Annotated in this window: 15 protein-coding genes and 1 tRNA gene; 2 read left to right on the top strand and 14 right to left on the bottom strand. The window is 37.8% G+C overall.

Annotation, left to right across the window (positions count from 1 at the left end; genetic code table 11):
• Window positions 1–287: 287 nt before the first annotated feature.
• The 11 genes from eno to ACEN4L_RS03150 all read right to left on the bottom strand — a co-directional run bounded on the left by eno (window position 288) and on the right by ACEN4L_RS03150 (window position 13131).
• Window positions 288–1589: a phosphopyruvate hydratase gene (gene eno, locus ACEN4L_RS03200; RefSeq protein WP_407095904.1), complete on the bottom strand. Its 1302-nt coding sequence runs from the start codon at window positions 1587–1589 to the stop codon at window positions 288–290.
• A 117-nt stretch (window positions 1590–1706) separates the two neighbouring features.
• On the bottom strand, window positions 1707–3239 hold the full coding sequence (gpmI, locus tag ACEN4L_RS03195) for a 2,3-bisphosphoglycerate-independent phosphoglycerate mutase (RefSeq protein ID WP_407095903.1): 1533 nt from the start codon (window positions 3237–3239) through the stop codon (window positions 1707–1709).
• The gene (tpiA, locus tag ACEN4L_RS03190) at window positions 3239–3994 is read right to left on the bottom strand and encodes a triose-phosphate isomerase (RefSeq protein ID WP_407095902.1); all 756 of its coding nucleotides are present in this window, start codon (window positions 3992–3994) and stop codon (window positions 3239–3241) included. The genes gpmI and tpiA overlap by 1 nt, the downstream gene beginning before the upstream one ends.
• A 52-nt stretch (window positions 3995–4046) precedes the next feature.
• Window positions 4047–5234 (bottom strand): phosphoglycerate kinase, encoded by a 1188-nt coding sequence (locus ACEN4L_RS03185; RefSeq protein WP_407095901.1) that lies wholly within the window; start codon window positions 5232–5234, stop codon window positions 4047–4049.
• Window positions 5235–5357: 123 nt separating this feature from the next.
• Window positions 5358–6359: a type I glyceraldehyde-3-phosphate dehydrogenase gene (gene gap, locus ACEN4L_RS03180; RefSeq protein ID WP_407095900.1), complete on the bottom strand. Its 1002-nt coding sequence runs from the start codon at window positions 6357–6359 to the stop codon at window positions 5358–5360.
• 41 nt (window positions 6360–6400) lie between these two features.
• On the bottom strand, window positions 6401–7438 hold the full coding sequence (locus ACEN4L_RS03175; RefSeq protein WP_407095899.1) for a sugar-binding transcriptional regulator: 1038 nt from the start codon (window positions 7436–7438) through the stop codon (window positions 6401–6403).
• A 374-nt stretch (window positions 7439–7812) separates the two neighbouring features.
• Window positions 7813–8355 (bottom strand): DsbA family protein, encoded by a 543-nt coding sequence (locus ACEN4L_RS03170; RefSeq protein ID WP_407095898.1) that lies wholly within the window; start codon window positions 8353–8355, stop codon window positions 7813–7815.
• A 128-nt stretch (window positions 8356–8483) separates the two neighbouring features.
• The gene (gene clpP / locus ACEN4L_RS03165) at window positions 8484–9083 is read right to left on the bottom strand and encodes an ATP-dependent Clp endopeptidase proteolytic subunit ClpP (protein ID WP_407095897.1); all 600 of its coding nucleotides are present in this window, start codon (window positions 9081–9083) and stop codon (window positions 8484–8486) included.
• Window positions 9084–9353: 270 nt separating this feature from the next.
• Window positions 9354–9425 (bottom strand) — tRNA-Arg (locus ACEN4L_RS03160).
• Between the two features lie 174 nt (window positions 9426–9599).
• Window positions 9600–11423 carry an ABC transporter ATP-binding protein gene (locus ACEN4L_RS03155; protein WP_407095896.1) on the bottom strand — a complete coding sequence of 608 codons (1824 nt, stop codon included), beginning with the start codon at window positions 11421–11423 and terminating at the stop codon, window positions 9600–9602.
• On the bottom strand, window positions 11377–13131 hold the full coding sequence (locus tag ACEN4L_RS03150; RefSeq protein ID WP_407095895.1) for an ABC transporter ATP-binding protein: 1755 nt from the start codon (window positions 13129–13131) through the stop codon (window positions 11377–11379). The genes ACEN4L_RS03155 and ACEN4L_RS03150 overlap by 47 nt, the downstream gene beginning before the upstream one ends.
• 354 nt (window positions 13132–13485) lie before the next feature.
• On the opposite strand from ACEN4L_RS03150, the gene rpoN reads away from it, so the two are divergent.
• Complete coding sequence (rpoN, locus tag ACEN4L_RS03145) at window positions 13486–14838, top strand: RNA polymerase factor sigma-54 (RefSeq protein ID WP_407095894.1); 1353 nt, start codon at window positions 13486–13488, stop codon at window positions 14836–14838.
• A gap of 99 nt (window positions 14839–14937) precedes the next feature.
• Here the strand turns inward: rpoN and whiA are convergent, their stop codons facing one another.
• The 3 genes from whiA to rapZ are packed head-to-tail and all read right to left on the bottom strand — an operon-like array spanning window position 14938 to window position 17845.
• Window positions 14938–15888, bottom strand: a complete 951-nt coding sequence (gene whiA / locus ACEN4L_RS03140; RefSeq protein ID WP_407095893.1) for a DNA-binding protein WhiA — start codon at window positions 15886–15888, stop codon at window positions 14938–14940.
• 29 nt (window positions 15889–15917) lie between these two features.
• Entirely contained in the window at window positions 15918–16958 is a 1041-nt protein-coding gene (gene yvcK, locus ACEN4L_RS03135; protein ID WP_407095944.1) for a uridine diphosphate-N-acetylglucosamine-binding protein YvcK, read from the bottom strand.
• A complete protein-coding gene (gene rapZ, locus ACEN4L_RS03130) occupies window positions 16958–17845 on the bottom strand; it encodes an RNase adapter RapZ (protein ID WP_407095892.1) in 888 nt (295 codons plus the stop codon). The genes yvcK and rapZ overlap by 1 nt, the downstream gene beginning before the upstream one ends.
• A 199-nt stretch (window positions 17846–18044) precedes the next feature.
• On the opposite strand from rapZ, the gene lpdA reads away from it, so the two are divergent.
• A complete protein-coding gene (lpdA, locus tag ACEN4L_RS03125; protein WP_407095891.1) occupies window positions 18045–19436 on the top strand; it encodes a dihydrolipoyl dehydrogenase in 1392 nt (463 codons plus the stop codon).
• Window positions 19437–19459 lie beyond the last annotated feature (23 nt).

Raw genomic sequence — 19459 nt, 5'->3', positions numbered from 1 at the left:
CTGCTGCGCATTCACTGCTCGCCATTGTCTTCTTTTGTCCAAACCGTTTCGCCTAATTCTACTGTCCAATTCGAAGGATACTCTTTCCCTTCAGGTGCATCCGCCTAAATATAATAGTCGGTCGTGCACTACAATAAAAGTAAAAGAACGCAGAGCCAAATCGGTCTGTGTTCTTTTGCTCCTCTCTTAAGAACAAAAAAAGCCATCTCACTCTACCAATTGTAGAATGAGATGACTATAAAATTTTCTCAAAAGTCTAACTAACTTAAACAGAAAACACGGTTAAATTATTTGTTTTTTAGGTTGTAGAAAGCTTGTAAACCTTGGTATTCAGCTAATTCGCCTAATTGGTCTTCAATACGTAACAATTGGTTGTATTTAGCGATACGGTCAGTACGGCTTAATGAACCAGTTTTGATTTGACCAGCGTTTGTAGCTACTGAGATATCAGCAATTGTTGAATCTTCAGTTTCACCAGAACGGTGAGAGATTACAGCAGTGTAACCAGCTTTTTTAGCCATTTCAATTGCATCAAATGTTTCAGTTAAAGAACCGATTTGGTTAACTTTGATTAGAATTGAGTTACCGATATCTTGTGAAATACCTTTAGCTAAGATTTCAGTGTTTGTAACGAATAGGTCATCACCAACTAATTGAACTTTATCGCCTAAGCGTTCAGTCAATAGTTTCCAACCTTCCCAGTCGTTTTCATCCATACCGTCTTCAATAGAAATGATTGGGTATTTATTTACTAATTCTTCCAAGTAGTCAACTTGTTCAGCAGCAGTACGTTTAGCACCGTTTTCGCCTTCAAATTTAGCGTAGTTGTAAACACCGTCTTCGTAGAATTCAGAAGAAGCACAGTCAAATCCAAGGTAAACGTCTTTACCTGGTTCTAGACCTACTTTTTTGATAGCTTCAAGGATAGTTTCTACTCCGTCTTCAGTTCCTTCGAAACGAGGTGCGAATCCACCTTCATCTCCAACTGAAGTTTCTAAACCACGTCCGCTTAAGATTGATTTCAATGCGTGGAAGATTTCTGCTCCCCAACGTAAAGCTTCTTTGAAAGTTGGAGCTCCAACTGGTAAGATCATGAACTCTTGGAATGCGATTGGAGCATCAGAGTGAGATCCACCATTAATGATGTTCATCATTGGTGTTGGCAATACTTTAGTATTGAATCCACCTAAATATTGGTATAAAGGAACATCTAGGTAGTCAGCAGCTGCACGAGCAACAGCAATAGAAACACCTAAAATAGCGTTAGCTCCTAATTTAGCTTTGTTTGGAGTTCCGTCTAAGTCGATCATAGCTTTATCGATAGCCATTTGATCACGAACATCGAAACCGATGATTGCTTCTGAGATAATGTTGTTTACGTTATCTACAGCTTTTTGAACACCTTTACCTAAATAACGGTCTTTGTCTCCATCACGTAATTCATGTGCTTCGTGTTCTCCTGTTGAAGCTCCTGAAGGTACCATTCCGCGACCAAAAGCACCGCTTTCTGTGTAAACTTCAACTTCAATTGTAGGGTTACCGCGTGAGTCTAAAACTTCTCTTGCTAAAATATCTGTAATAAATGGCATTTTTTTTCTCTCCTTTGAGTTATCAAATAGAACCATGAACAACTTTCTCGTTCAAGTTCAGTTTAGTTAATTTTAATGTGGTTTGCAACTAGTATCCCACGATTACGCAGGTTTTCTTTAATCTTTAACGATTAAAGATTCTCCAGTCATTTCTGCTGGTTTTTCAATATTCAGTAAATCTAACATAGTAGGAGCAACATCTGCAAGACGGCCGTCCTTGCGTAATTCTGCACCCTTTTTAGTGACGATTACTGGTACTGGCACTGTTGTATGTGCTGTATGTGGTTCCCCAGTTGGTGTGATCATTGTATCTGCATTTCCGTGATCAGCGAAAATAACAGCATAACCGCCTTTTTCAATAATAGCGTCAACGACACGTCCCAAATTCTCATCAACTGCTTCAATAGCCTTGATAGTTGGTTCTAACATTCCAGAATGACCAACCATGTCTGGATTAGCAAAGTTCAAGATGATTGCATCTTGTTTATCTGCTTCAATATCTGCAACCAATGCATCGGTTACTTCATATGCACTCATTTCAGGTTTTAAATCGTACGTTTCTACTTTAGGAGAAGGAATCAAGATTCGGCTTTCTCCTTCAAATTCCTCATTACGTCCACCATTCATAAAGAAAGTAACGTGAGGATATTTTTCAGTTTCGGCAATACGCAATTGTTGTAATCCATGACTAGATAATACTTCTCCCAAAACATTTTTCAATGCGATTGGCGGGAAGGCAACTTCAGCTTTGATGCTGGCATTGTAAAGAGTCATCGTTACTAAAAGAACGTTGCTCGGACGATTTCCACGATCAAAATGATCCCATTCTTCGTCTGTTACCGCATTTGACAATTGGATCGCACGGTCTGGACGGAAGTTAAAGAATAGAATTGCATCGTTATCTTCAACTGTTGCTACAGGTTTTCCATTTTTTTGGATAACTGTAGGCATTACAAATTCATCCATTTTACCTAATTCATAGCTGTTTTTCACTGCATCTACAGCAGAATCAGCAAAGTTTCCTTTGCCATGGAAAATAGCGTTGTAGGCTTTTTCTACACGTTCCCAACGTTTGTCACGGTCCATTGCATAAAAGCGTCCAGAAACAGTAGCGATTTCTCCGATACCAATCTCTTTCATTGCTTTTTCCAATTGTTCCACATAGCCTAAACCAGAGTCAGGAGCTACATCGCGACCATCTAAGAAAGCATGTACGTACACATTTGGAACGCCTTTTTCTTTAGCGGTTTTCAACAAAGCGATCAAATGATTGATGTGACTGTGAACTCCACCATCTGATAATAAACCAAATAAATGAAGACTTGAGTTCATTTCAATCGCTTGATTCATTGTACTGTTCAATACTGGATTCGTTTGAAAATCGCCATCTTCTATAGCTTTATCGATACGCGTCAAACTTTGATACACAATACGTCCAGCTCCAATGTTGGTATGACCAACTTCAGAGTTTCCCATTTGTCCTTCTGGTAATCCAACATCCAAACCAGATGCTTTTAAAGTGGCATGAGGATAAGTTTCCATATAGCGATCAAAGTTTGGTTTATTTGCTTGAGCTACTGCATTACCCATAGTCTCTGTACGACAACCGAAACCATCTAGAATAATGATAGCTACTGGTGATTTACTCATTATTTATTAGCCTCCAATAACGCTAAGAAAGAATCTGTTTCTAAACTTGCTCCACCGACTAATGCTCCATCAACATCAGGTTGGTCCATTAATTCTGCAATGTTTGCAGGCTTAACACTACCACCATATTGAATACGTACAGCGTCAGCTGCTTCACGAGAAAATTCTTTTGCTACTGTTTCACGAATAACAGAAATAGTGGCATTTGCTTGTTCAGATGTAGCTGTTTTACCAGTTCCGATTGCCCAGATTGGTTCATAAGCAATCACGATTTCACTTACTTGACCTTCAGTTAAGCCTTTTAGTCCAGCTTTTACTTGGTTAGCAACTAAATCGTTTGTTTCTCCTGCTTCATATTGCTCAAGAGTTTCTCCACAACAGAAGATAGGTGTCATACCATTTTTGAAAATAGCGTGTGCTTTTTTGTTGATATCTTCATCTGTTTCGTGGAAGTACTCACGACGTTCAGAGTGTCCGATAATAACGTAGCTAACACCGATATCACTTAAAGCTTTAGGGCTCACTTCACCAGTGAATGCTCCTTCTTCTTCAAAGTAGCAGTTTTGAGCAGCAATCTTCAAATCAGTTCCTTCTGCAGCTTTTACTAAATCGTGTAAGAATAATGTAGGAGCTCCTACTACTGAATCTACTACATCAGCAGAAGGAATTTTTCCTTTTACTTCTTCAACAAATTCACGTGCTTCTGCAGCAGTTTTGTTCATTTTCCAGTTTCCTGCAATAATTGGTTTACGCATTCTAAAACCTTCTTTCATAAATTTTGGATCTCAATCAGCTTAAAGACGAATCTTATTTATCCGAAATAGCTGCCAATCCTGGCAATTCTTTTCCTTCTAAATACTCTAATGAAGCTCCGCCACCAGTTGAAATGTGTGTAAATTCATCTGCGTAGCCTAATTGTTGAGCTGCTGCGGCAGAATCTCCACCACCGATGATTGTAATAGCATCTTCTAATTCAGCTAATGCTTTACATACACCAATCGTCCCATTAGCAAAGTTCGACATTTCGAATACTCCCATTGGTCCATTCCATACAACCGTTTGAGCGCCTTCTAATGCTTCTTTGAATAGTTCAATTGTTTTAGGTCCAATGTCTAATCCCATTTGTCCTTCAGGAACTGGTCCTTCATGAACTTCAGTTGCTACATCATTGCTGAATTCTGCAGCTGTAACATTGTCGATAGGCAATACTAACTTATCGCCAGCTTTTGCAAGTAATTCTTTGGCCAATTCAATTTTGTCTTCTTCGACTAATGATTTACCAATTTCAATTCCTTGTGCTGCGTAGAAAGTATAAGCCATACCTCCACCAATCAAGACTTTATCCGCTTTATCTAATAAGTTTTCGATAACACCGATTTTATCGCTTACTTTCGCTCCACCTAAGATAGCTACGAATGGACGTTTTGGTGCGTCTACAGCGCCACCGATAAATTTGATTTCGTTGTCCATCAAATAACCAGCTGCTGTTTCTAAGTGAGTTGCGATTCCTACGTTAGAAGCATGAGCGCGGTGAGCTGTTCCGAATGCATCGTTTACGAATACATCGCCTAAGCTTGCCCAATATTTTCCAAGTTCAGGATCGTTTTTGCTTTCTTTTTTACCGTCTAAATCTTCAAAACGAGTGTTTTCAAACATCAAAACTTCGCCTGATTTTAGTGCAGCAATGGCATCTTCTAATTCTTTTCCACGTGTTTCAGGAACGAATTTCACTTCTTTCCCAAGAAGTTCACTCAATCGTTCTGCAACAGGTTTTAAAGTTTTGTCTGCTTTGTCTTCTTCAGTTTTGATTTTTCCTAAATGAGAGAAAAGAACCAATTTTCCGCCTTGTTCCAAAATGTAGTTGATTGTTGGAAGAGCAGCTTGGATACGGTTGTCATTCGTGATTTTACCATCTTTCATAGGAACGTTAAAATCAGCACGTTCTAAAACAACTTTATCTTTTAAATCTAAATCTGTAACAGCTTTTTTTGCCATGTTAAAATCCTCCTTAGTATCCCTTACTAAATGCTTTAACAATTAAAAAAGCGGAGAAGCGCGTCGCTTCCCCGCTTATCATTGTAAATTTATACTCCTAACAAGAAATTGCTATTCGTTAAATTACAGTTTTGCAAAGTATTCTAAAGTACGAATCAATTGTGAAGTGTATGACATTTCATTGTCATACCAAGCAACAGTTTTAACGATTTGTTTGTCACCAACAGTGATAACTTTCGTTTGAGTTGCATCGTATAATGAACCAAATGACATTCCTAAGATATCAGAAGAAACAATTGCATCTTCAGTATATCCGTAAGATTCGTTAGCTGCTGCTTTCATTGCTGCGTCTACTTCTTCAGCAGTAACTGATTTTTTCAATACAGTTTGTAATTCAGTTAATGAACCTGCTGCAACTGGAACACGTTGTGCAGCTCCATCTAATTTACCTTTTAATTCTGGTAATACTTCACCAATTGCTTTAGCAGCACCAGTTGTATTAGGGATAATGTTAGCTGCTGCAGCACGAGCACGACGGAAGTCGCCTTTTGGATGTGGAGCATCTAATGTATTTTGGTCACCTGTGTAAGCGTGGATAGTTGTCATTAATCCTAATTCAATACCAAATTTGTCATTTAGTACTTGAGCCATAGGAGCTAAACAGTTAGTAGTACAAGAAGCACCTGAAATAACTGTTTCAGAACCGTCAAGAGTTTCGTGGTTTACATTGTAAACGATTGTTTTCATGTCACCAGTTGCTGGTGCAGAGATAACAACTTTTTTAGCTCCTGCTTTGATGTGTAATTCAGCTTTTTCTTGAGTAGTGAAGAAACCAGTACATTCTAATACGATTTCTACTCCAAGTTCGCCCCATGGAAGTTCTTCTGGGTTACGGTTGCTTAATACTTTAACGTCTTTACCATTTACTGTAAACGCGCCATCTTTAACTTCAACGTCTCCATTGAAACGTCCTTGAGTTGTATCATATTTTAATAAGTGAGCTAACATTTTTGGATCTGTTAAGTCGTTTACCGCAACTACTTCAATACCTTCTAATTCTTGAATACGACGGAATGCTAGACGACCAATACGTCCGAAACCATTAATACCTACTTTTACTGACATAACAAGATTTCCTCCTTTAGAAAATCGAAAATTTATTTATTTTAAAGGGTAATCCCTTTTAAAATCTGGTTTGCAGCACCTTCATCAGTGATTAGCCAAGTTTGCGAGGGTGCGTTTTTCATATAAGCTTTGATCGCTTCAGCTTTCGATTCTCCAGCCGCCACAATAATCGCACTAGGTACGGTCGTTAACTTGCTGGATTGCATACCGATGCGTGGGATTTTATACACCACTTCACCTTCAGCATTGTAAAATTCTCCGAAAGATTCAGCAACTGCTGCTTTTTCTTTAAGAAGCGCGAGTGTCTCATCATCAAGTCCTCGTCGCTTTGCCATATGTCCTGCGTCTCCTATACTATAGATTACACAATTTGCCAGTTTTATCAAATCTAACGTCTTCTTCACGCTGGGTTCTTGCAATAAAAACTCATACGTTTCTTTGCCGACTTGTTCTGGTACATACAGAGCTTGATTTTTGCCTCCTGTGACTTCAGCAAGTCTTGCACTGATTGAGTTTGCTTGTATATCTACAGACTCTCCCAGCCCGCCTCTCGCAGGCACAAAAAACAATTCTCGATTTTTAGAAAGACTTTCATCAATGCGGTTGGCTACTGCCGCCATTGTTGTTCCACCCATCACGGCAATAATATTTTTGCCTTCTGGTAATAGAAAATCCAATGTTTCAAAAGTCGCTCTACTCAAATCAGCAATAACCTTTGACTGACTGTCAAGGTCACCTGACACAATAACGCATTGCTCAATTTGGAAGTAAATCGCTAGATTTTTTTCCTTATCGCGCATGCCTAATTTTTGTCCCATTAAGTGATCTAGTGATCGATACGTTTCTTCTCCATAAGGAGTAAGCAACATTCCTGATTTTGTAGAAAGTAAAAGACGTTGTTTTTTCAACACTTCCACTTCCGTACGTAAACTTCTTTCAGATATACTTATTTTGTCAGCGAGCACTCGTCTTCCGATTGGTCCTAACAAATAGATATTCCTCAAAATTCGGTGTCTCTCTTTTAGAGTGTCTATTACGTCAGGAGCTACTTTTTCTATAACAGACAAAACCTCTTCCATGAGCCACCTCTTTCTAAGCGGGTCGTTTTTCGTCCACGTCAGCCGTTTAGCGACCCTCTATATCAAAAAAAACAAAGAGATTAAAATGCATAAAGACATTTGATTTTAAATCATGCTCTTCATTCTACATTTTACAGAACTTCCCTCGTCTGTTTTATCTCTTACAGTTGTATTCTACCAATTCTTGGGACAACATGCAACCTATTAATTCAAGAATCTCTCATTACTGAGTTAATTCGATATGGGTAGTCCTTTTGAAAAACCTTAGACATAAAGAAGCGGTTTTTACCACTTCATTCTTTATGTCCAGGAGTGTAAAAAGAACCGTTTCTCAGTCCTTTTTGACAAATGTGTTACTTATTTACGGCTGAGTTTCAAGAGTTCTTTTTGGCGTATTCTAAATCAATCAACTCTTTTAATTCCACAGGAGTGATATGCTCATCGAAGACATGGTCTCCAATGAATACGGATGGAACAAATACTACATTAGCATCGTCAGCTTCCTGAATGATGCCATTGATTTCAATTTCATTAGGTTGGTGAGTCAATCCGCGTTTTTCAACCACATATTCTGCCACTTGATCTAAATCGGCTAGATTTCCCCATTCATCTTGATGAGCAAGAAAGTAATCTATTTCAATCAATGCATCTTCCGGATTTTTGTAGTCCAGATAATGATGAACGACATTCCCTTTTTTCAAACTGGGTTTTTCTTTATCAAATAATTTAATGATGCGTTGGACTTTTCCTTCGTGCACATAGTCAGTCAATACATCTTTAGAATCAACATACCATTTTTTGCAGTACGGGCAACGCAAATTAATAAATTCGATCACTTTAACTGGTGCACTTTCTTTACCAATTTTAAATCCATAAGTTGTATTGACTTTATCTGCTTTGATCTTGCTAATATCCATCATATTACCTCCTATTAGTGATACTTAATAGTATACTTGGAATCCGCGCAAATGAAAAACATTCTTTTTACAATGGAAAAGGAGACCACTCTCCAATTTAATGGAAAAGGTCTCCTTTGTTCACTAATCTATTTACCTGGTAGTTCTGCGTTATTTTCCATTACTTCATCGATCAGACCATATGCTTTTGCATCTTCTGCAGACATATAGTTATCACGATCTGTATCACGTTCAATAACTTCAATGGGTTGTCCAGTTCTGTCAGATAAAATTTTATTTAAACGTTCACGTGTTTTTAAGATGTGGCGAGCAGCAATTTCAATTTCAGTTGCTTGTCCTTGTGCTCCGCCTAATGGTTGGTGAATCATAATTTCTGCATTCGGCAATGCAAAACGTTTGCCTTTTGCTCCAGCTGTTAATAGGAAACTTCCCATTGAAGCAGCCATTCCCATTGCAATCGTTTGAACATCAGATTTAATAAAGTTCATCGTGTCATAAATAGCAAAGCCGGCTGTCACACTACCACCAGGAGAGTTGATGTAAATATAGATATCTTTCTCTGGGTCTTGTGCATCTAAAAAGAGCAATTGTGCAATAACTGAATTAGCTACATCGTCATCAATTTGTCCGCTTAACATGATAATACGGTCTTTTAATAAACGTGAGTAAATATCGTAGGCGCGTTCACCTCTTGATGATTGTTCAATAACTGTAGGTACTAAGTTCATGAAGTATTCCTCCTCTAATTTGTTTCCTAATGATTGTATCATACTCATTCTAAAGAATCAGTTTCAATGAGTTTCTACCCTTATTTTACTCTTTTGGTCAATAAAGGTCAAACTTTTTATTGTCTTTTTGTTTTATTTCTCACTTTTTTTATATCTGTTTTTGATTATACAGGTAAAAGGAGCCAGGATAAAACCCTGACCCCTTTATCAATGTATATTAGAGCGGATTAATTCGTACTCTCTAGACGTGTTGCTCCACGCTCTTTTTAATGTCTCCTGAGGGAATCGAACCCCCATCTCAAGAACCGGAATCTTACGTGATATCCATTACACTAAGGAGACAGGATGACAACTACTTAATATTATCTAATATCAGCCTAAAACACAAGCCAAAATTTGCAAATAGGCTCATATTTCGCTCAAACAAGTTTCTTTAATTCTAATTTCAACTCTGAGTACCATAGAGAAAAAGCCGCTCTCTATAAATAGAAAGCGACTCAAAGTAGATTAAACAGTCTAATTATTTTCTTGGAAAGTTTGAAGTTGGTACATATCATGATAAACCCCTTGTTGATCAATCAATGATTCATGATTTCCTTCTTCAATAATTTCTCCATGTCGTAACACATAGATTTTATCTGCATCTCGAATTGTCGATAAGCGATGGGCAATAATAATGGTTGTACGGCCGCGACGCATATTTTCTAACCCTTTTTGGATTTTCTTTTCTGTTTCGGTATCGATATTTGCGGTAGCTTCATCTAAAATCAATATTTTAGGGTTTCGCAAAATGGTACGGGCAAAACTGATCAATTGTTTTTCACCTGTTGAGAATGTAGCTCCACCTTCAATAACTTTTGCGTGGTAACCACCATCGAGTTCTTCAATAAAGCTGTCTGCATTTACAAACTCAGCGGCTTGACGGATCTCTTCATCAGAATAATTCCCATGCAGCCGGATATTGTCAGCAATATCGCCATAAAACATAAAACTATCTTGTAAAACCAATCCCATTTGTTCACGTAATTTTTCAATCGGAATATCCCGGATGGATTGTCCATCTATCAGCACATCACCTTTAGCGTATTCATAAAAACGCATCAGCACATTAATGATAGAACTCTTTCCTGAACCAGTTTGTCCGACTAAAGCAATAGTTTGACCAGGTTCTGCCGAAATTGAGATATCTTGGAGAACTTCTTTTTCTTGGTCATAAGAAAAGGATAGACCCTGAATAGCAATTTTCCCTTCGGTAACCCTGCCAGTTGCGTCCTCTTCTGCACTGGGGGCCATATCATCACGATCTAATAAACTGACTACCCGTGCTCCTGAAACTAATCCATCTTGAAAAATACTTAAACTATCCAGCATATTTCCAATAGGATGGAAGAACGATTTAGCATATGACGTAAATGCATAAACAATCCCAATATCTACTGCTATACCTTGCAAATGACGCAATCCAAAGATCCACAATACAACAAACAATGCAATAGCTTCAATCAAATTAATGGCCGGCATCAATAACAAAGCATTCATTTTAAACATATTGTTTCTCGCGGCTACATATTGTTGATTTACATCATCAAATTCATTTTTTACTCGTTCTTCTTGATTAAAATGCTGAATAATAGTCATTCCCATAATGGATTCACTCAATTTGGCGTTCAATCGACTCAAAGCTTCTCGCATTCGGCCATAGATCAATGTACTGTATTTTTGGTAAATATAAATCAATACAATCACGATCGGTACAAAGGCCATAAATACCCATGCTAAACGAGCATTTAGACTAAACATCGCTACACCAATGGTTATGGCATTTAAAAAGCCGTCTAAAAAAGTCAAGAATACATTCCAAAATTCTTTAATGGTCTCTGTATCATTGGTGACTCGCGAAACTACTGAACCATTCGGAATTTGGTCAAAATAACGCATCCCTAAATGAACCACTTTATGATAAATTTGGTTTCGCATACTCGCAACTGTTTTCTCGGATGCTATCTTAAAACAATAATCTTTTGCATATACCACAATCATTTTCACTATTACAAAACTAAAGTAAAATAGCGTAATACGAATAGTCGCATCAAGAGCTACTTGATCTACAGCTAAGTATTCATCAATGTAGCGTTGAATCACTACAGGCAAGTAAGCATTTATACTGGAAACAATGACCATTCCAATGATAGCAGCTAAGAACGGCAGCCAAAAAGGTTTTGTAAATGAGAATAAACCAGCTAAAATATGGATTTGTTCTCGTATCGTAAAATTTTTCTTTTGTTCCACTAGTTTATTCCCCTCCTTCTTCCACTTTTTGTTGCAGTTGTTGTTCTTCATACATTCTGCGGTACCAACCCTCATTTTGTAATAATTCGGCATGTTTACCGCGTTCTACGATTTGTCCTTTATCCAAAACAATGATTTCATCCGCGTGCATAATAGAACTGATTCGGTGGGTAGCAATAATAGTCGATTCATTTTTTCGGATCGCACGTAAATTGGCTAAAATTTGTGATTCGGTTTGTGCATCTACTGCCGATAAAGCATCGTCCAAAATCAAAAATTCAGCCTTTGTAGCTAAAGCGCGTGCGATAGCTATCCGTTGCTTTTGTCCACCAGATAGAGAAACTCCGCGTTCTCCAACTTTTGTATCGTATCCTTCTGGAAATTGAGTGATATCTTCATGGATATCTGCCAGTTGAGCAAAATACTCCACCTCTTCTTGAGACAGACCAGGATTTACAAAGCGAATATTTTCTCGAATAGTGGTTGAAAATAAGAACGTATCTTGAGGTACATAACCAATTCCGTTTGCAACAGCATCTAAACGATATTTTTTTAAATCCGCCTGATTGTACGTGATTTGACCTTGATACTGATCATAGTCTCGCATCAGTAATTTGAACAACGTACTTTTTCCTGCACCCGTATGGCCTACAACCCCTAATGTATTTCCACTATCCAAATGAAATTTCGTTCCTTTTAAAACGGGACTTTTCCCTTCCGGATAGGTAAACTCTTGTATATCAAAATCGATGTCTCCCGTTACAGGAGATGGGATCGGATCTTTCGTTTTTTCCAAATGAGAAGCGTAAGAAAGCAAGGTTGTTACACGATTATAGCTAGCGTCCCCACGTTCTAAAGTGTTGGCTACACGACCAACGGCCAGCAAAGGCCACGCCATCATAGATAAATAACTAAAATAAGCGATCAGTTCTCCAATAGTGATTCTGCCGATAGAAATAAAATAAGTTCCAAAAAATAACGTCAACACATAGGTTAACCCAGTGATACCTTCGATTACCGGAGTATACGCAGAATCCACTTTATAAACCTCTTTGTTTTTCGCTACCACATTATCCGTATCTTTTATAAAATCAGCGTAATGATGTTCTTCTTCACCAAATGTCTTGATGACTTTCATACCGCCAACACTTTCTTGTACTTGGTTGTTCATTTGAGAAAAAGATTCCAATGATTTTCGGTAACGCTTATTGATAGCTTTCCCAAGGTGACGAGCAGCAAAGATCAATAAAGGGAACGGTAAGATAGTGGTCAACGTCAATTGCCAGTCGACTAAAAAGAACATACTGAACAACGTGACACTCCCTACGGAAATGGAGTCTGTAATCGATAAGATTCCTCCACCAGCAACAAAGCGAAGAGCTGCTAAGTCATTAGTCGCATGAGCCATTAAATCTCCAGTACGGTATTCATTGAAGAACTGGCTGTCCATCTTAGTAAAATGAGAAAACAAGCGATTACGCATAATGGATTCCAGCAAAGTTGAATTTCCAAAAAGAGCTGTCCTCCATCCATACCGCAAAACATACATGGTAATCGCAAAAATAAGAATTAGTCCAGATTGAATAGCTAGATTTTCCCAAGTCAATGTATTGGCGATCATTTGATCAATGATGTTTCCGATAATCAATGGTGTGATAGCCGATAAAAGCGCACAAATCATCAAAGCAATGATGCCAAATGTATAACTTTTCCACCTCAGTTTAAAAAACCACGATAATTTTTTTAATATTTCAAACACTGTATCTCCCCTTAATAAATAATTTTGTAACGTTTCACAAGATAAGGCAAAAGACACTTTTCAATGCTGAGTAAAATGTCTTTCGTCAAAAACTCCATTACATGGCAGTTTCGTTCCCTTACATGTTTCTTCCTGAAAACAATAGCATAGTTATTTTACCATATCTTATAATCAGCGTCTGTTATAAAATCTTTATTCTAACAAGCAGCTTTCTCTCCTTCTTCCGTTTCTGTAAAAGACTCTCTTTTCAAATATTCGTCACAAAGAAAGATTAAATTTTTTACAGTCATTAATGCTCTTTGCAGAATATGGTATCATTAATAAATAGATGAAACCGTTTCAAGGAGGATAACCATGAGTTTTGAACAAACTTATACACAACAGCAAAAACAAAGCCAAAAGTTAGCTATGACTCAACAATTGCAACAATCTATTCAAATGCTGAACATGAATCAAGAAGAGTTGGTTTTATTCTTAAAGCAAAAAGCTTTGGGGAATCCTTTGATTGAAGTCAAAGTAAAACAATCTTCCCCAACTGAAAGACAGCATAGTCTTTCCTACAATACTTCATCAGCTCCTACGAACTATAATCCAATTGATCAAGCAGCAGACAGACAAACCTCTTTATTTACTTCTGTCATTGACCAAATCAACTTGACTATGAGAGATACATATCTAAGAGAACTTGTATTGTGGCTGGCGAGCTACCTAGATGAAAATGGCTATCTGACTATTTCGCTAGATGACGCTATAGAAAAAACTGGTGCTGAAGAAATTCAACTGATTGATGCTCTGACATTGTTGCAGCAACTCGAGCCAGCTGGTGTCGGAGCTAGATCTCTACAAGAATGTTTGATGCTGCAAACCGAACGTGATAATGAAGCTCCAAATATGGCTTACCTTATATTGGAAGAATCTTTTGATTTATTCAGTTCTCATAAATGGGGAAAATTGGCTAAACAATATACTGTGCCTTTGTTGACTATTCAAGAAATATCCGATTATGTTCAAACCTTAACCGCACATCCTGGTTCTTCTTACAGCAACCAAGAAAATCAATTTATTCGTCCCGATGTTATCGTAAGACAATTAGATGACCAACTCTCTGTTGTTTCTGCTAAAACTGGCTTACCCATCATCAAATTCCAGAAAGAATATTACCAAGACATGTTGCTGGTTGAAGACAACGATGTTAGGAAGTTTATTAATGAAAAATATGCAGAATACGAGTGGATACAACGTAGTCTGCAACAAAGAGAAGAGACCATTGTGCGCGTGGGTGCAGCCATAGTTGAAAAACAAAAAGAGTTCTTTTTTAAAGAGTCTCATCCTTTAACTCCAATGACCCTGAAAGAGATCGCTCAAGTGTTGGATATCCATGAGTCAACAGTAAGCCGCTCCATAAATGACAAATATTTTCAGACGGATTTCGGCGTTTATGAAATGAGGTCCTTCTTTACTACAGGATTAAAGCAATCTTCATCTTCACTAAATAACGACCTGACAGAACAAGCTATTTCTTCTGAAGAAGTAAAATCTAAAATCAAAAACATGATTGCGGAAGAAAATAAATTAAAACCCTTGTCTGATCAAAAGATTTCCAGTGCACTAGCTGAAGAAGGAATTACCATCTCCAGAAGAACGGTAACCAAATATCGAGAGTCCCTCTCCATACCATCCTCCACAAACAGAAAAAGATACGCATAGAGCGTGGAGCAGGGCGTTTAAAAAACAGCCGTCTCTACACAAAATGAAAAAATTTAAAAAGCTAGCAGAAGGACTGATTTCTTCTACTAGCTCTTTTCTTTAGTTGCTTACACCTATCTGGCTTTTGCTTCGATAACTTTCGGCCATTTCATTTAGCTTTCGTAAACGATGGTTGATACCCGATTTGCTGATTTTTCCACTAGGTACTAAATCACCCAGTTCTTTTAGAGTCACATCTGGATTTTCCACACGCACGATCGCAATCTCTTTTAACTTTTCCGGAAGACTTTCCAAGCCTACCACTTCTTCCAAGAAACGAATGTTTTCTATTTGTTTGCTGGCAGCATCAATCGTTTTATTCATATTGGCATTTTCGCAATTGACTAAACGATTCACAGAATTACGCATATCTCGAACAATACGAATATCTTCAAACTTCAGCATGGCATTCGTAGCACCAATCAGTGCCAAGAAATCAGCGATTTTTTCAGCTTCTTTTAAGTACGTGATATAACCGTTTCTTCTACTAATCGTCCGAGCATTCAGCCCGAATTTATTCATCATCGAACAAATATCATCATTGTGTTCTTCATAATTCGAATAAATCTCTAAATGATACCGACTAGTTTCGGGATTATTCACTGAACCGCCTGCTAAAAAGGCTCCTCTTAAATAAGATTTCGTTTTTTGATTGTTCTCTGAAATCTCTTTACTGACATGTCCTTGATACAACATCCCATCCATGATCGATAAATCTGCTAAAACCTTTTTGGTCCCTTGTTTTAAACGCACAATATAAACATTGTTTTTTTTCAGTTTCATTTTACGTCTCACTAATAGTTCACTCTCGACTTCAAAATGATCTTTCAACAGAACATAAATCCGTCTCGCAATAGCTGCGTTTTCAGATTGAACATTTAAAATAAACTTCTTTTCAACTAAACTGATGCTCCCATTCATCCGAATCAATGCTGCCAACTCAGCTTTTGCATGCTCTCTGTGAACTTCCAACTGCGTGAGTTCCTTTTTTACCTCTGAGGCAAATGACAAACCCTTCCCCTCCTTTCGCTGTTATCTTTTTATAACGTATCTAAATTAGTTTCGTATTTTTTTCCGTAATATTGGATGTCAAAGGATATTTTAAAGAGTTCTTCCACAACTTTATCTTTATCGTGAAACACTCCATTGTCTCTCAGTTCTAAAAAGTTATTTGAAATAATCATGGGTACTTCTTTTTTCAAACCATTAAAATTATGATCTACCTGCACTAAATACTCATCATATTTTTCAGTATCGATATAATTTTCAGGCACTTCTCCAATATTGACTAAAACTGTATCAATAAATTTTTGGTTCATATGACGATGCAACACTTCAATATGATTGGCATCCGAAAAATTTTCTGTTTCACCAAGCTGAGTCATGATATTGCAAATGTAAACCACATTTGCTTGTGTTTCGACCACTGCTTTTCCTATCTCAGGAATCATCAGATTCGGTAAAATACTGGTGTACAAACTTCCTGGTCCTAAAACAACCATATCTGCGTCCATGATAGCTGAAACTACTTTGCGAGCTGCTTTTACTTCTCTCGACCCGTCCAGCTTTGTCACATACACATGATCAATGAGTTTGCGGTGCTTTGCAATTGAAGATTCGCCACTCTCTTGAGTTCCATCTTCAAATACAGCATGCAATTCTAAAGGCTCTTCAGCTGCTGGATAAACATGCCCATCAATCATCATCATTTTTCCTAATACTTGAATGGCTTCATAAATATTGCCTTTCATTTCAGCCATAGCTGAAATGATGAGATTCCCGATAGAATGTCCAGCTAGCGATTGGTCATTCACAGCAAAACGGTATTGAAAAATTTCTTTTTGCATCACTGGGATATCTGAAAGAGACACTAATACGTTTCGAATGTCTCCAGGAGGAACAGCATTTACTTGTCGGCGCAAGTCGCCGCTGCTCCCTCCATCATCTGCCACTGTAACGATTGCAGTTACGTCTGAATTTTTTGCCCTAAGCCCTGCCAGTACAACCGGAAGTCCAGTTCCACCACCGATAACGACTATTTTCGGCTTTCTATTTTTCTTCTTGTTTGTTTTTTCATTCATCATGATCGATTCACTGACTCCTTGGTCTTTTCATAATCGCGATGTGTAATATGAACTGGGTACCCATCTGACTGTATTTTTGCTGCTATACGTTCTGTCAAGGCCACAGAACGGTGTTTTCCGCCTGTACAGCCAATCGCGATCGTCACGCTGCTTTTACCTTCTTTTTTATAACCTGGCAATACATATTCTAGTAAATCTGTAAATTTACGGTAAAAGACTTCAGTTTCCGGTTGTTGCATTACATAATCATATACTGCTTTATCTTTTCCGGTCAGTGGACGCAAATCATTGATATAATGAGGGTTCGGTAAGAATCGAACATCCATCACGACATCTGCATCAATTGGTAAACCGTACTTGAATCCAAAAGAAACCATCTCTACACGAAAAGTTGTTGTTTCTGCTGTGTGAAATTCGTTTAGGATCTTAGTTCTGAGTTGACGTGGTGTCAACTCGGATGTATCAATCACTAACTGTGCTCTTCCTTTTATAGCTTCAAGCATGTCTCTTTCTCTTTTTATACCATCCATTACTCGTCCGCCATTAGCTAATGGGTGAGTTCTCCGAGTTTCTTTGTATCTAGACACTAACTGAGTATCATTAGCATCTAAGTACAACACTTTTGTGGTGATAAAAGAAGTATTGTCTAAACTTTCTAGAGCTGGAACTAATTCGTCGAAAAAAGCACTCGATCTTAAATCAATAACAAGTGCAATTTTGTTTAGTTTGCCTGATTCCTTCACTAACTCCCAAAATTTTGGCAGTAGACTGGGTGGCATGTTGTCCACACAAAAATAACCCATATCTTCAAAACTTTGCATAGCTACGGTTTTCCCCGCTCCGCTCATACCAGTGATGATCACTATGTTCAAACTTTCAACCATATTATTCGCCTCTTTCTCTTTTTCGTCCCCTAATATCCATCACTATATTATAACATTCCGGGCGTGTCATGTATAGCGTCCCTCATCTATTTTTAAGAAATAAGAACTATCCTTTGTTTTTTAGTCAAATTTAGAGTAAATTACTATATGGGAGAATAGTTGTGTGAAATATAAAACAATAAGAAAAGAGTGATTTATTATGAGCAAAAAGGAAACTGTCATTATTGGCTCCGGTCCAGGAGGATACGTATCCGCGATACGAGCGGCACAGTTGGGGCAAAAAGTCACCATTATTGAAAAACAATACATTGGTGGAACTTGTTTGAATGTAGGGTGTATTCCTTCAAAAGCACTCATTACCGCTGCGCATGCATTTCACAATGCAACAAATTCTGAGATATTTGGTGTACAAACAGAAAGTGCTCAGATTGATTTAGAAAAAACACAAGACTGGAAAGAAAATACAGTTGTAAAACGTTTGACTGGTGGAGTAGAAGCTTTATTAAGAAAAAACAAGGTGGAAATCATCAGAGGTACTGCAAGTTTTAAAGACAGCAATCATTTGATTGTTGAAAAAGCAGACGGTACAGAAGAAATTGAATTCACAAACGCTGTTATTTCTACAGGTACAACTGCCATCGCATTAGATGAAGTTCCTTTTGGCGATAAAGTCGTAGATACAACTGGAGGAATGGCTCTGAGAAAAGCACCTGAATCACTTGTGATTATTGGTGGCGGTTATGTTGGAACACAATTAGCTGGAGCTTTCAGCAACTTAGGTGTAAAAGTAACCATTTTAGAAAAAGAGTCTCACGTTGTACATTTCTTTGATGAAGACATGTCTAAAATGGTTGAAAAAAATTATGCTAGTAAAGGTATTGAAATCATTACAAACGCAAACATCAAAAGAACTACCGAATCAGCTGATGATGTGACGATCACTTATGAAAAAAATGGTAAAGAAGAATCTGTTACAGCAAGTGTTGCGCTTGTATCTGCTGGAAGAAAACCTTATACGAAAGGTTTGAACTTAGAAAGTGTCAGCGTTGAAATGCACGAAAACGGTCGTATCAAAGTCAGCGAAACGTTACAAACTTCAGTTAGCGGAATTTATGCTATCGGAGACGTAGCTCCTGGTCCTGCATTTGCTCACAAAGCAAGTTATGAAGGAAAAGTTGTTGCAGAAGTAATTTCAGGTCAAAATCCTGCTTTAGAAGAAGAAGTTCTTCCTATCGCGGTTTATACAGAACCTGAGATGGCCACTGTAGGGATGTCAGCTACTGAAGCTAAAAAATCTGATCGAAACTTAAAAATCAGCAAATTTCCTCTTGCAGGAAATGGCCGTGCATTATCTTTGAACCAAACAGAAGGTTTTGTTCGTTTAATTACTGATGAAGATAACGATCATACTCTTGTGGGAGCACAGATTGTTGGTGTTGGGGCTCCCGACATTATCAGTGAAGTAGGCTTTGCAATTAAAAACGGCATGAATGCTGATGATATCTCGTTGACGATTCATGCTCACCCTTCACTTGCCGAGTCTATTATGGATGCATCTGAGTTAGCTTTAGGTATGCCTATCCATATGTAATTTCTAAAGAAAGGACTTGGGTC

This window comes from Desemzia sp. FAM 23988 (assembly GCF_045528365.1).
Classification (GTDB): Bacteria; Bacillota; Bacilli; order Lactobacillales; family Carnobacteriaceae; genus Desemzia.
Note: the sequence above shows the minus strand (reverse complement) of the source record. Positions and strands in the feature narration are given on the sequence as shown.